Origin of the sequence: Psychrobacter sp. ENNN9_III (genome assembly GCF_001462175.1) — a bacterium.
In the GTDB taxonomy this organism is placed as follows: Bacteria; Pseudomonadota; Gammaproteobacteria; order Pseudomonadales; family Moraxellaceae; genus Psychrobacter.
Map to the genome: position 1 here is coordinate 1 of NZ_LNUO01000024.1, position 13,909 is coordinate 13,909.

The following is a 13,909-nucleotide window of genomic DNA, read 5'->3' on the forward strand; positions in this document are numbered from 1 at the left end:
GTCAAAGTTACTGTTAACTTTGGGGCTTTTTAGATTATTAAGTATAAGATGGCTATAAAAGTTGCGTTATACCAATTATACAAACTATATCAAGGCTAACCATTAACTGTCGCTACTTGAGTGGTTATTTTCAGACTTTTCAGCTTGCGTAGGTTTTATATGTTCAGACTTTGGTTTACGACTACGCGCTTTTGGTACCTTTGGCGTGGTCAAATTAAACATACCAGTCTGTGGCAGCAGCTGCTCAGCGACACTTTCAATCATATTTTTATAACTAGCAATAGTCGTCTTTGATTTAGCTGCTTGACTGTCCTCTTTTGTAGCATCGGCATGCTCACCAGCTTTGCTATCGTCAAGTAATGCCTGATCTGCTTTTAATAGCTGTTCGCTCTCAACAGTGATGTCGTCAGCTTGTACTTCACTGGCCAATGCTGCGGCTGCAGTTTCATGAGCATCAACTTGATGGTCATCAGTGCTAGTCTCATGATCGGTCTCAGTAGTTTGAGAATCTGCCACCTGTTCAGATTGGACGCCTTGTTTTGACTCATCTAACTGCGCATCAGGTACATTCAATGTCGCCTGTTCTTCAGCACGGTAGTCGGGATGCTGCCCACGCGGATCGTTAATAGCACGTTTATTAATAGCCTGCGGTGCCACCTCTGTCTTACCTTGCGCAGTAGCAAATTGACTAACTGCTTGAGTCATGGCATCAAACCGAGTCAAGTAATCAGCATCTAAAGGCTGGTAACCATAATTGCTAAAATCAAAAGCCTCACCTTGGCTATCGTCTGCAGAACTAGCGTCAACGTCAGGAGTGTCAGCAGCTTGAGTATGCTGTGCATGTGCTTCAATCGCTTGAATAAAACAGCTGATGACCCCTTTGTCTGCCAAACGACTTTGGGCATCTGCTAACGTTGCATGAATAAACTCACCAACTGTACCGCGAATGGTAGCAGGTGCAAGACTGGCTTGCGCGTTAGTCTCAGCGATTGGCGTTGACTGCTGACGACGGACGACACGCGGGTCGTTGCTTGCTTGACCAAACTTATTAGCAGTCACATAGCGCGCCGCAAATAATGCTTCGCGAGTAAACATGAGAGCGGTATTGCCTCTTGCAACCTCATTTGTACTGCTGCTCACATCAGCTTTATTACCATTTTTAGACTCATCGTTTTCAGCGGGCTGGGTAACAGCAACGGATTGTACGCTGCTAGCTTTAGCTGCTTTTGGCTCCAAATCTACTTTTTGAGCCGATGGCTGAGAGGTTTCCTGCGCGTTAGAGGCTTTTTCGGTATTTCCAACTGCTGATGTGCTATCAGATGAATTGCCTTTTGACTCAGCGCTTTGAGCCTTGTTCTCAACTAAGCTCTCAGTAGGTTTAGTACTACTCGCAGCGGATGATGAGCGATCTTCTGACTTAGCCGTGGTCGTTTCAGACTTGTCTTTATGACGCTGTTTGGCAGTCGTGTTTTTGTCATCGACAGTCTGATGCCCAGATTCTTGCGTATCTTTAGCTTTAGACGATGATTGAGCAGATTTACTATCGTCCAAAGAAAGATGCACTACTTCTGAAGCCTTAATCTTGGACGGCGCTTCATTGACCTGTAGTATGACTTCATTGGGATCTTGATCGCGCTGAGCATGCGCTTGTGATTTACCTTTTGCTGCACTAGCAGCAGATTGCTGATTATGCTGCTTGGTATTATCGTCAGCTGTTAAGGTTTCGCCGCGCTCAAGCTTACCACGTGAGTTACGCTGGCTATGGGGTTTACGTTTCGTACGTGATTGCTCGCTTGAGGTATTGTCCTCTGTACGCCCATTACCATTTTGACTGTTCTGGCGGTTATCTTGACGACTGTCTTGACGATTGCCGTTACGATCATGGGCGCGCTTGTTATCGCGTTCACTTGCCTCTTGCGTATCAGACTGTTTATTGTTGCTGGTACTATCTGTACTATTATTTACGCTATCGCTGTCATCGCGCTGATCTTTTCTTTGACGAGATTTAGAAGATTTTGATTTGCGTGACTTACGCTTTCTTCTATCGTCGCTATGACTCCCTTTTTTATCGTCGTCATCGTTATGAAAGCTTTGTTTTGATGGTTGATTGCCACCTTGAACATTGCTATCGTCTTGCGTATGTACGTTTTGCTGATCGTCATTTTGAATGGATGAGTGCTGGCTATTATCTAACGCTGTATGATCAACATGTCCGAATGAACCCAAGCTTTGAGCACCTGTATTGACTAGTGCTTCAATAGCTTCAGCGGCATCACGACTACTAACACTATTTGCAGTTTGTGCTTGTGGAGCTTGTGCAAACAGATTAGACAGCCAAGCAACGGCTTTTGGCTGCGTAGTAGAGGCCTGCTGCTTGCTCTGTGCAATATTGTCTGTAGCAGCACGCGCTGAGGAGACTTGCGTACTCTCTGACGTCTTGTCAGTACGCCTATGGTTGTTTTGATTGTGGTCTGTATTTTTTGTTTCGTTATTTGAGCCATTGTGTCGATTGCTGTTTTGGCCAGTATTCGATGATGACGCGCGTCCGTTACTTTGATTGCTTGCACGGTTGTCTGGGCTACTTTGGTTATCAGCTGATTTACGCGGCTGACGAGTAGGCTGCTGCTCAGGGCGTTCCTTTTCTGACGTTTGCCAGTCAACGTCATAACCAAGGTCGCTATGTTCTTGTTGCTGCGTATCGGTGATACGCTCATAGCTCGTCGGTGCAAAACCATCACGATTAAAGTGCAATTTAAAATTGGGTGACTCTAAGTGAGCGTGTGGCAAAATAGTAATACGTGTGCCGCTATCTTGTTCAAGATAAACCAAGCTGTCACGTTTTTCATTTAAGATAAATGCGGCAATATCAGTTGGTACTTCTGCTTGTACTTCACCTTGACGCTCTTTTAGAGCGATTTGCTCGATTTGGCGCATGATAGATAGTGATAATGAGCGCAAGTCACGAATCATACCGTTGCCATGACAGCGCGGGCAGATGTAACCGGTAGACTCTTCTAACGATGGGCGCAGACGTTGACGGCTCATCTCCATCAAACCAAACTTAGATATCTCACCGAACTGGACACGAGCGCGATCATATTTGGTCGCATCAACCAGACGTTTTTCGACTTCTTTTTGATGCTTATTATCATTCATGTCAATGAAATCAATGACAATCAAGCCGCCCATGTCGCGCAGACGTAATTGACGGGCAATTTCATCAGCTGCTTCTAAGTTGGTATGGTAGGCAGTTTCGGCGACGTCTGAACCTTTAGTAGACTTAGCCGAGTTGATGTCAATAGACACCAACGCTTCAGTTTGGTCAATGACGATAGAGCCACCAGATGGCAGGCGTACTTCACGCTGGTAAGCCGTCTCGATCTGTTTTTCGATATTAAAGCGTGCAAACATCGGCTCGTAGTCAGTATATTTGCGTAGTTTGTCCGCTTGCGTTGGCATGACTGCATCGATAAATCCTGCCGCTTCAATGTAAGCGTTTTCGTTATCGATCCAAATCTCAGCGATGTCATCACGCAGATAATCACGTACCGCACGTGTCACAACACCTGCTTCTTGATGGACCAGACGCGGTGATGGGTACTTTTTGTTTTGCTCTTGAATGGCTTGCCAAATATTAAGCAGATGATTTAGGTCGTGTTGCAGATCTTCTTGAGTTTTGCCAATACCTGCAGTACGAATGATGACGCTCATACCTTTAGGCAAGTCAAGATTGCCAAGCATACGCTTCATATCTTCGCGCAGTTTGCCCGAGATCTGGCGCGAAATACCGCCCCCACGAGGGTTGTTTGGCATCAGCACCAAATAGCGGCCAGCTAGCGATACATAAGTTGAAAGGGCTGCGCCTTTGTTACCGCGCTCTTCTTTTTCAACTTGAACAATCAGCTCATCGCCTTCTTTGATAAGTTTTTTGATGCTTTCGTCACGTGGGTTGCCACTTAGATATTCAGTAGAGATTTCACGAATAGGCAAAAACCCTTGACGCTGTGAACCATATTCAACGAATACTGCTTCAAGCGATGGTTCGACACGGGTAACGTGACCCTTATAAATGTTAGATTTTTTTTGTTCGCGGGTACGGTTTTCTAAATCAAAATCGTAGAGATGATTGCCTTTACACAAGGCGACACGAATTTCTTCGTTTTGGGTGGCGTTAATCAAAATGCGTTTCATACTATTATCCTATGAGTGCACAGGACAACGACGAGAAGGGCTACTATATTGAGTGGTTCTGAATAAAAACTCTAATATCAAACGCTTTAATAATAAAAAGCACTAACAGATTATTCAGGCTGCCAACTGGACAGCAAACAATATAAATATAATCAAAGTAAAGTTGCAATGACAAGTCATGCCAATACTAAAACCAGTAAATGTAGAGCAAGCGTACTGCTCGGACAAAATCAGATAAATACCAGTATCGAATTAAGTGGTCATCGTAGCTTAGTCCATAGTCGCCGGTAACTGATACAAAATCAACGTCTATGTTTTAAATTAACGACTGCAAAGCTACTAAAATAATTGTTCTAAGTAATTTTGATACAGAGTGTAGGGCTGTAACAGGATCTAATGCCAATCATCTTGTACTGGTTTCAAGGCTAGTGTCCAACACGTTACCTTGGTAAGTTTTACAAGGAGTATTAACATATAAAATGTGCTTAATTTACGTTGTAAAGGTATATAAGCACTTACCACAAAGTCACAATTTATTCGCCGTTTTGTTTATTTTCTAAACTGTTAACGCCAGCGAACGTCTTCATATCAGCTCAAATTAATTCAATTGTTTTATCTATCTATTATTTTATAACATCTAACTGTTTTAGAATCTTAAGTTATGAGTGCCATTGCACTGTTATTCAGCGGGGCGTACTTGGCAAACAGAGTAGGTAACCGGCTCATCAGCTCGGTGGATATATATTGTTTGTATGACAATCAGTTTATCTGTTTGACCGCCAATATTTAGGCAGCGCTAAACTCTTAACATCGGATTAACATCACTTGCTCAGTTGCACCAACCCAATGATCAAAAAAATCAAGTCGTGGTCGTGTGTTAATGAGTAGTTGTGTACTATTACCGCTTGATAATTTGGCACGTTTGCCATCATTACCAAAGCGATCAATTTGGTATAAATACCTTTTATTGAACGCGATGCCTATGTTACTAGGCATCTTGTCCTGAAAGTAGATGATGCGTACAAAAATCGCAAGATTGACTCATCACTAGCAAGTAATGATGATAACAACAAGTTGTTTAAGACAATAACGATTATTGTCCTAGTCTCTGCTTAATTGGCGCTCAACATGGTAAACTATAGCAAATCTTTGTGTAAATACCTAACTAAAAATGACAAACTCTAAAATGACTGACGACGCACCTACCCATGAAGCTCCGGCGATATTTAACAGCAGGACACGCCCACAAAGCGCTGATGATGAGATTAGTAACTTTGGAAAGGTTAACTACCTTGAAGTCACACGCCATCAGCACGATCAGCGCTTAGATAATTTTTTATTAAACCGCTTAAAAGGGCTACCAAAATCCCATATCTATAAAATGATACGGTCAGATGAGGTTCGAGTGAACAATAAGCGCTGTAAAGCGCATGATAGAGTAGAGCGCGAAGATGTCGTACGTATCGCACCTATACAGCTGGCAACCCGTGAAAAACCAATCATTAGTACTGAGTTCGCCAATAGTCTATTAGCGCGCGTCGTATATGAAGATGATGGGCTGCTGGTGCTCAATAAGCCATCTGGTATCGCAGTACATGGCGGTAGTGGTCTTGACTTTGGTGTCATCGAAGCCATGCGTGAAGTGACTGGTAAAAAATACCTAGAGCTTATACATCGCATTGATAAAGACACATCAGGTCTGCTTATGATTTCTAAGAAGCGCTCAACACTCAAAGTGTTGCAGCAGCATCTGGTCGACAAAACCATTCAAAAGCATTATCTTTGTCTGGCAAAAGGACAGCCTGCTCTTAATGAGCAACGTATTGATGCCCCATTGCTACGTTACACGCTTGCTAACGGTGAGCGCCGTGTCAAAGTGGATGGCAGTGCTGCACAAAATCAGGACCCTCAATCTAAAGAGAGCCAAACGGATATTACCGTACATAGCCGTTTTCTGCTGGCAGATCAGCCAGTCAGCTTGATTGAAGCCAAGCCATTGACAGGACGTACGCATCAAATACGTGTGCATCTGGCTCATATCGGTCATGCTATCTTAGGTGATGACAAATACAATGTACATGACAAGTCAGGTGTCCATCGCTTGTGCTTACACGCATGGCGACTAGATATTCCAGGTTATAAAACCATTACTGCCCCGTTACCAGACGATATGGCAGACTGGTTGCCGGAGCAAATCGCATTGCCAGAATAAGCTTAATGCCTCTATATTAATGTATTGTTGTTGAATTTTTGGTTTATTGGCGTACGTTAAGGTAAATTTATGAGCAAACAATCTAATCATTGCTTGGCAGATAAGAGCCTAGTTATCTTTGATTGGGATGGTACTTTAATGGATTCAATCGGTTTAATCGTTGAATCCATGCATGTCGCTGGAGAGGCGCATGGTTTTTGTACCACAGACCAAGCGGTTAGGGATATCATCGGTCTAAGTCTGATGAATGGTATCGAGATTTTATACCCGCAAGCAAATGAGCTACAAAAGCTGGCTATTCAACAAAGCTATGCTGACTACTACATTCCTAACAGTCACCGCACACCGTTTTTTACTCCTATAGAAGGCATGTTGCAAACGTTGCAGCAGCAAGGCCGCAAATTGGCTGTAGCGACAGGTAAAAAAAGACGGGGTCTTGATAGGGTGCTTACCGCCTCTGCTAGCCAGCACTACTTTGAAATAACTCGTTGTGCTGATGAGTCAGGCTCCAAGCCCAACCCGCAGATGCTGACAGATATCTTAGAGCATACGCAGCATAGTATATCTAAAGCTGTGTTTATCGGTGACAGTGTATATGATATTCAAATGGCAAATAAGCTTGGCATGACTAGCATCGCTGTAGATTATGGTACAGCAACCAATGAAGAGCTTGCCGCTCAGCAGCCTACTTATCAAGTTGATACGCCCCAAGCTTTAACTGAGCTGCTATGTGGTTAAAATAAAAGACATAATAAGCCCCAAGCTTTAACTGAGCTGCTATGTGGTTAAAATAAAGACATAATAAGCAAAAAAAGGGTTTATCAAGATAATGATAAACCCTTTTAGTTTGTTACAGATGATGGTTATTCGTTGTCTTGCTGCTTATCTTGTGACTCAGCATCTTTTTGGTCAGCGTCTTGTTGGGTAGTATCAAATGTCTGAAGATCCGATTCGACGAGCTTGTCATTATCAAGTTTATAGTCGTACCAATTTCCCATTACACCTGCCAGCTCATCAAGACCCTCTTTTCTTAATGCAGAAAACAGCTGAATGGTACAGTTCAAGCCCAATTTTTTGAGAGCTTGGCGAGTATTAAGTAGAGCGTTTTTTGACGCACCATATTTGAGTTTGTCCGCTTTAGTTAATAGGATATGGACAGGCAACTCGCCATCTTTGGCCCAATGTAGCATCTGCTCATCAAAGAATTTAAGAGGGTGGCGAATATCAGTCATAAGCACTAAACCTGCAAGGCTTGAGCGCGATACCAGATACTCTTCTAGTTCGACCTGCCATTCTTTTTTCATCTCAAGCGGGACAGCTGCATAACCATAACCTGGCAAATCGACTAAGCGTCTGTTGGTATCTCCAATGCTAAAAAAATTAATCATTTGCGTACGTCCCGGAGTCTTAGACGAGCGGGCAAGCTGGCGCTGATTGGTTAAAGCATTGATAGCAGAGGATTTACCTGCGTTTGAACGTCCTGCAAAAGCCACTTCTAGCCCGATATCAGGTGGGCAGAGACGAAAAGTAGGCGCCGACGTCATAAATTCAGTTTGTTGAATACGCTGGCGGGCTTTGGTATTAAACGCCGCATGTTCAGCGGCAACATCTTTAAACGGGGTACTCATAAATGACTCATTAACAATCAAAAAATTTGAAACGAAGTTTGGAATAATAATGCAGAACCGGTCAAAAAAAGACAAGGAATCAGCGGTAACGTTGATTATATAGGCTTTAGAGTATCTTTGAATATAAATAAGCAGTCAGATAAATGATGAGTATTACGGTAATCTGTTTATTGTATAACTTATCTCTGTTCTGTCGTTCTATATATGACAGCATAACACTAAAGTGAATAACAGCTTAGCAAAAATTATCGTCTAGCGCTTAAACGTTACTAACCCTAAACGCGATAACACTACTTTAACTCGACATATATCGTTACAATATAAGATATTATCGGTTAACAAGTCTATGTATCGAATAATTATAGATATAAGTATTCCATGGTTATTCAGTTAAAGGGGATATCGTATGCGTTTATTAAATATCAATACCACTAAAACACGCCAGGTTTTGAGCAGTAGTATGATTGCACTTGTCTTAAGTTTGCCTATGACAAGTGGTCATACAGCAGCTGATATCCCCCAAACCTACGATGACTCATGTGCAGCTTGTCATGACAGTGGTGCATTAAACGCTATAAAGAAAGGTGATAGCGCTCAGTGGCAACGCCTTATAAAGCAAAAAGGTATGCCAGCACTGATTAATTCTGTAAAGGGCGGCATGATACAGATGCCAGCAGGCGGATTATGTAATAGTTGTAGCGATGACGATTATCGAAAATTGATTGAATATATGAGTAAGTAGATAAGAATCTAGTTAACAATGCTATTGTAAAAGCTTAAGGTATTTTAATGATAGCCTGTACCTTTTTATGCAAAAGATAAATGGTTTATAGAATATATATTGAGCTTGAATTTCGATAAAAAACGTTAGTTACTATGATTAAGTAGGCAAATTCTTTAAAGTCTTGCTATAATAATTGCAAATAAACCCTGATGTTAGTAAGTGCTTTCGGGCTGCTTGTTATTAACACCTCAAATCGCATGATTGATTCTGTCAAGCTATAGACGCGCTTGTATGATTTGGTGAGTGTTATGTTAATACAATCAATCAAGTTAATGCTTACGGCGAGTTAGTAGGATCTGTATCAATGAAAAAGTTAATCGCTGCCGCCAGCTTATGTGTTGCAAGTTTCAGCGTACAAGCTGCTATTATTGTTCCTGAATATGACGCTAATGCGGGTAAACAAATTGCAGAAACGGTATGTGCCGCTTGTCACGGTGTTGACGGAGTGAGTGTCGTACCAGCTCAGCCAAATCTTGGCGGTCAAAATGTAAAGTATCTATATAAGCAATTGGTCAATTTTAAATCTGGATATCGTAAAAACGGTATCATGCAGTCCCAAGTTGCCAACTTGTCTCAGCAAGATCTTGCTGATGTATCAGGTTACTATGCCGAGCAGGCACCTTGGGGTGTAGGCTTTGGTAATCCTGCAACCAATCAAGAAGCAACCAAGCTTTATTTGGGTGGTGATAAGTCACGCGGTGTGATTGGGTGTGCTGGTTGTCATGGTCCAGATGCTGCTGGTAACGAGTTTGCAGCTTTCCCACGTTTGGGAGGACAGCATGCTGAATATATTGCTACTCAGCTAAAGCTGTTCCGTGCAGCAGGCCGCGTGGATGATATTGCAAGCGAAGATCAAAAACGTGTCAATGATGCAGCCAAAGAAGGCGAGATGGGTATGATGCAGACAGTAGCAGCGAGACTATCAGATCGTGACATTCGTATCTTGTCAGATTATATCAGCGCTGTTCATTAAGCGCCGCTTAGCTAATCATTAAACCCCGTTTTCGGGGTTTTTTTATAGCTGCCTGTCCCTATATCGTATAAATAAATACAGCCCTCTTCATTGGTCTGTATAATTGCCTATTGTTATTCACTTTAGATCGTTTGGATTGAGATTATGATGGTCCGCTATGCTTCTTATTTTATGGCAGCACTGTTGCCACTACTGCTTTTTCGCTGGTTTACACCCACTTCAATTGGTGAGATAGACTTTTGGTTACTATGGCTATTTGCGATGGTATTGGTTTCGTTGCCCGTTATTTATGCAGAGATTGCTTTAGCGTATCGCAGTATTGAGGCGCCTTTAGCAGGCATGCAAAAGCTTACTCGCGAAGCTGATGCTAGTCCATTATGGCGTAGCTTTGGTTGGTTGACAGCGGTAGTTGCGATTGCTATCGCTGCCCTTGCTATATCTGGAGCAAGTAGTGGACTGTTATCTGCGCTGACTGAGCTTAATAGTGCGCCAAGCTTGCCAGTTTTTGCGGTCGCTGGCGGCTTGATGGTGATTGCAGTATTGTTAAGTTTGCTTGGTGTTGCGCCTCTACCAATAGGTTTGGGTTTGATGGTCGTAGGCTTGGTGATGGGTTTGACAAATGGACTGCCGCAAGTTGAATTTGCCGTGACTAACATCAACTTAACTGAGTGGGCACGAGCGGTTGCACTGGCGTTGGTCAGTGTAGGAGCGGGTACTGGATTATACTGGTTTGGTCAGCATTTAGTCACAAAGCAGACAGTAACTGCAATAGAGCCAGACGGTCTCAATGCCACCAAGTCACACTCTACTAAATTACATTCAACTAAGACGCCTCATACCTACCATGCTGCTAAGCTGGTGCTGCCTATTTGGGTACTACAGCTGGTTATCGGTGTTGTTGCATTATTTAGTAGTGGTTTGACACTGCCGCCCATTGGACAGCTGCTATATCATGCAGGTGTGTTATTTGTGGCAAGCTATTTATTGTATTATAGTGCCCAGCAGCTGGCACATAAATTTGGTCTAGTAGTAAGCTTAGTTATTACATTGATTGTAGGTTTATTACTAGTCACAATAGTACCGACAGCTTGGCTAGTGGGTCTACTGGTTATAGTAAGTAGCATTGCAGTGTTGGTGTTGTCTATATTTGCTGGTTGGCATATGAAAATCAGTCACTTGCGTAAGTCTTTAAACTTTGGCAGTGAAGCATCGTACAACCTATGGCGCGTAGCCATTCGTCTCATTGTACCGTTAGCACTGATTTTAGCATTAGTAGGTTGGATGATGCTGTGGCTGAGTTGATAGAGAATACGGCTAAATCTTCCCAAACGTCGGCCATGATAACAGTACATTTGGCTTATGCTGAAGATGTAAAACATCAGCACTATATGACATTGCAAGTCGCTGAAGGTACGACTTTATATGAAGCACTAGAACAGGCAGGCTGGTTAATTCAGTTTCCTAACTTGGCTTTATGGTGTAAGCAGGTAGTAGGTATGACAACCCCTACTGCCAAGCGCTGGCATGTAGGCATTTATGCACAAAAGCAGCCTATAAGCTATATATTACAACCGTTAGATCGCATTGAGGTATACCGTAGCTTAAGCGCTGATCCCATGTCTCAGCGCAAAAAACGTGATAAGAAAAAGCAAAAGTAATGGTCTAAGACTGTCTCTAGCTCAGACTAAGATTGAGGTAAGGTTTCTATACCTTCGATACGAGTGACAATACCATTGGCATCAAAGTAGACAATCAAATGCTGGCTGGCATTTTTGACATCTGTAATGCCTTTGCGCTCGCCTTCTGTACCTGCTTGGTAGTCGTAGATATAATCCCAACGATTGGGGGCCAATGTGTCTTTGATAGCAGGACTGCCTAGTATGTACAATACTTGGTTTTGATTCATACCTACTTGTAGTTTTTGTGCTTGAGTTTGAGTGATTGGCGTACCTTGTGGTAAGTCAATTCTATAAACACTAAATAGTGAGCAACCCGATAGGGCGACAGTGACGCCAAGAGTTGCAGTAATCATAACTTTGCGCAGATTGGCTGAATAGTTAGATGATTGATGGCCAAGTGGAAAACGGTTTAATAGCTTTATCATGGTAAGATGGCTCACAAAAATGGGTTGGGCGCGGCTAAATACATCTCATGCAGGTCTTGCCGGCAATCTTGGACAAATGATACGTCATTTACTTGCAATTGCCTACCACTTACGACATTATTTACCAAATGCTACCTGATATACTCAGTAATTTATAGTGTCAATTCATAAGCTTATAGCTGCAATTTATCTCATTTTTATCATTACTTTTAAATGGGGACACGTCCTAACTACTAATTCGCTATAGCTATTTTTTAGTTTTTATTTGTTAAGACTTAACAGTCAGAAGGGATATTATGGCTTCTTTTACCAACCAAGATTTACGCAAAGCAGGATTAAAAGTAACTTTGCCGCGTATTAAAATCTTAGAGCTACTTGAGAGAGCAGAGCTGCATCATATGAGTGCAGAAGAGGTATACAAGGCGCTCATTGAGCAAGGCGAAGATGTGGGATTGGCAACAGTCTATCGAGTATTGACGCAGTTCGAGCAAGCAGGTATTGTCGAACGTCATAACTTTGAAAACAATTTGTCAGTGTTTGAAATTACTCAAGAAGAGCATCATGATCATCTGGTTTGTGATGTTTGTGGGAAGATTATTGAGTTTCACAATGAAGTCATTGAAGAAGAGCAGCTAAGGGTAGCAGCAGAACATGGCTTCAAACTGTCTGGGCACTCATTAGTGTTATATGGAATTTGCAATAATCAAGAATGCAAAGACAGTGCAAAATAATAAATAGATATGGATTTAACTAAAAAAACAGCTCTCAAATTGAGAGCTGTTTTTTGTTTGTGTGATTGGTTTGTAACATCAATCACTGATTATTAGCTAATGTTTAAAGATAAACTGCTGGCGTTTTCTTCAATGTCTTTACTGCCATTTTTACTGTTTAGTTTGATCTTAAGACGTAAATCATTTGGTGAGTCAGCATGTTTAATCGCATCTTTGTAAGTAATGTCACCATTTTCATATAGATCGAACAAGGCCTGATCAAAGGTTTGCATACCGCTATCACGTGAGCGCGTCATTACCTCTTTGATTTCGTGTAGCTCCCCTTTACGGATATAGTCACTAATCAGCTGTGAGTTAAGCAACACTTCAATCGCTGCACGGTAGCCTTTACCGTCCGGAGTCTGGATAAGCTGCTGCGCGACAATGGCTTGTAAGTTGAGCGATAGATCCATAAATAATTGATTATGGCGATCGGCTTCAAAGAAGTGAATGATACGATCAATAGCTTGGTTGGCATTATTTGCGTGTAATGTTGCAAAAACCAAATGTCCTGTTTCAGCATATTGAATCGCATAGTCCATCACTTCACGGTTACGAATTTCACCAATAAGGATGACATCAGGCGCTTGGCGCAAGGTGTTTTTTAGCCCAGCTTCAAATGACAAAGTATCGACACCAACTTCACGCTGCGTAACGATACAGCCTTTATGCTGATGTACAAACTCAATGGGATCTTCGATAGTAATAATATGACCATGAGAGTTTTGGTTACGATGACCGATCATAGAAGCAAGTGTGGTTGATTTACCTGTCCCTGTAGCACCGACTAATAAGATGATACCACGCTTTTTCATTGCCAACTCTTTTAGCGAAGGAGGCAGGCGCAGCTCTTCAATCGTTGGAATTTTGTTTTCGATTTTTCGTAAAACCATGCCTGCCATATCACGCTGCATAAAAGCACTAACTCGAAAACGTGCTAATTGTGATTTATCTGAGATAGCAAACTGACATTCATTGGTGTCTTCAAACTCTTTTTGCTGATTGTAGGTCATAAGACTTTTGACCAAAAGCAGAGTTTGCTCACCAGTTAATGGCGCTTGTCCTACAGGACAAATAGTGCCGTTTATTTTCATAGAAGGAGCGACGCCAGCTGTAATAAACAAATCAGAGCCGTTCTTTTTAACCATGAGTTGCAGTAATTTATCGAAGTCCATATCATATCCAAGTTAAAAGTGAGTTATCAAAGAATAAGTTGAAAGTATTGAAAATAACGTAAAAATAAATGA

At 42.1% G+C, this 13,909-nt stretch carries 11 protein-coding genes; 7 read left to right on the forward strand and 4 right to left on the reverse strand.

Annotated features, from left to right (window positions below):
- Window positions 1-102 precede the first annotated feature (102 nt).
- On the reverse strand, window positions 103-4,191 hold the full coding sequence (locus tag PENNN9_RS01680) for an Rne/Rng family ribonuclease (protein WP_058368033.1): 4,089 nt from the start codon (window positions 4,189-4,191) through the stop codon (window positions 103-105).
- 1,186 nt (window positions 4,192-5,377) lie between these two features.
- On the opposite strand from PENNN9_RS01680, the gene PENNN9_RS01690 reads away from it, so the two are divergent.
- Together PENNN9_RS01690 and PENNN9_RS01695 are read left to right on the forward strand one after the other, a co-directional pair.
- Complete coding sequence (locus tag PENNN9_RS01690) at window positions 5,378-6,403, forward strand: RluA family pseudouridine synthase (protein ID WP_058368035.1); 1,026 nt, start codon at window positions 5,378-5,380, stop codon at window positions 6,401-6,403.
- Window positions 6,404-6,472: 69 nt separating this feature from the next.
- Complete coding sequence (locus tag PENNN9_RS01695) at window positions 6,473-7,141, forward strand: HAD family hydrolase (RefSeq protein WP_058368036.1); 669 nt, start codon at window positions 6,473-6,475, stop codon at window positions 7,139-7,141.
- Window positions 7,142-7,266: 125 nt separating this feature from the next.
- Here PENNN9_RS01695 and yihA read toward each other — a convergent pair whose 3' ends face one another.
- A complete protein-coding gene (gene yihA / locus PENNN9_RS01700; protein ID WP_058368037.1) occupies window positions 7,267-8,031 on the reverse strand; it encodes a ribosome biogenesis GTP-binding protein YihA/YsxC in 765 nt (254 codons plus the stop codon).
- A 406-nt stretch (window positions 8,032-8,437) separates the two neighbouring features.
- Between yihA and PENNN9_RS01705 the strand changes: the two genes are divergently transcribed.
- From PENNN9_RS01705 to PENNN9_RS01720, 4 genes are all read left to right on the forward strand, one after another.
- Window positions 8,438-8,773: a c-type cytochrome gene (locus PENNN9_RS01705; protein WP_058368038.1), complete on the forward strand. Its 336-nt coding sequence runs from the start codon at window positions 8,438-8,440 to the stop codon at window positions 8,771-8,773.
- A 346-nt stretch (window positions 8,774-9,119) separates the two neighbouring features.
- Entirely contained in the window at window positions 9,120-9,788 is a 669-nt protein-coding gene (locus tag PENNN9_RS01710; RefSeq protein ID WP_058368039.1) for a c-type cytochrome, read from the forward strand.
- A 144-nt stretch (window positions 9,789-9,932) separates the two neighbouring features.
- A complete protein-coding gene (locus PENNN9_RS01715) occupies window positions 9,933-11,090 on the forward strand; it encodes a hypothetical protein (RefSeq protein WP_058368040.1) in 1,158 nt (385 codons plus the stop codon).
- The gene (locus PENNN9_RS01720) at window positions 11,078-11,446 is read left to right on the forward strand and encodes an RnfH family protein (protein WP_227511684.1); all 369 of its coding nucleotides are present in this window, start codon (window positions 11,078-11,080) and stop codon (window positions 11,444-11,446) included. The genes PENNN9_RS01715 and PENNN9_RS01720 overlap by 13 nt, the downstream gene beginning before the upstream one ends.
- 26 nt (window positions 11,447-11,472) lie before the next feature.
- Here PENNN9_RS01720 and PENNN9_RS01725 read toward each other — a convergent pair whose 3' ends face one another.
- A complete protein-coding gene (locus tag PENNN9_RS01725; RefSeq protein WP_082637948.1) occupies window positions 11,473-11,907 on the reverse strand; it encodes an outer membrane protein assembly factor BamE in 435 nt (144 codons plus the stop codon).
- Between the two features lie 281 nt (window positions 11,908-12,188).
- Between PENNN9_RS01725 and fur the strand changes: the two genes are divergently transcribed.
- On the forward strand, window positions 12,189-12,623 hold the full coding sequence (fur, locus tag PENNN9_RS01730; RefSeq protein ID WP_058368042.1) for a ferric iron uptake transcriptional regulator: 435 nt from the start codon (window positions 12,189-12,191) through the stop codon (window positions 12,621-12,623).
- Window positions 12,624-12,715: 92 nt separating this feature from the next.
- Here the strand turns inward: fur and PENNN9_RS01735 are convergent, their stop codons facing one another.
- Window positions 12,716-13,837: a PilT/PilU family type 4a pilus ATPase gene (locus PENNN9_RS01735; protein WP_058368043.1), complete on the reverse strand. Its 1,122-nt coding sequence runs from the start codon at window positions 13,835-13,837 to the stop codon at window positions 12,716-12,718.
- Window positions 13,838-13,909: the final 72 nt, after the last annotated feature.

Bases quoted from the DNA above. Each gene is read 5' to 3' on its own strand.
- PENNN9_RS01680 (WP_058368033.1), bottom strand. From the start codon at position 4,191: ATGAAACGCATTTTGATTAACGCCACCCAAAACGAAGAAATTCGTGTC.
- PENNN9_RS01690 (WP_058368035.1), top strand. From the start codon at position 5,378: ATGACTGACGACGCACCTACCCATGAAGCTCCGGCGATATTTAACAGC.
- PENNN9_RS01695 (WP_058368036.1), top strand. From the start codon at position 6,473: ATGAGCAAACAATCTAATCATTGCTTGGCAGATAAGAGCCTAGTTATC.
- yihA (WP_058368037.1), bottom strand. From the start codon at position 8,031: ATGAGTACCCCGTTTAAAGATGTTGCCGCTGAACATGCGGCGTTTAAT.
- PENNN9_RS01705 (WP_058368038.1), top strand. From the start codon at position 8,438: ATGCGTTTATTAAATATCAATACCACTAAAACACGCCAGGTTTTGAGC.
- PENNN9_RS01710 (WP_058368039.1), top strand. From the start codon at position 9,120: ATGAAAAAGTTAATCGCTGCCGCCAGCTTATGTGTTGCAAGTTTCAGC.
- PENNN9_RS01715 (WP_058368040.1), top strand. From the start codon at position 9,933: ATGATGGTCCGCTATGCTTCTTATTTTATGGCAGCACTGTTGCCACTA.
- fur (WP_058368042.1), top strand. From the start codon at position 12,189: ATGGCTTCTTTTACCAACCAAGATTTACGCAAAGCAGGATTAAAAGTA.
- PENNN9_RS01735 (WP_058368043.1), bottom strand. From the start codon at position 13,837: ATGGACTTCGATAAATTACTGCAACTCATGGTTAAAAAGAACGGCTCT.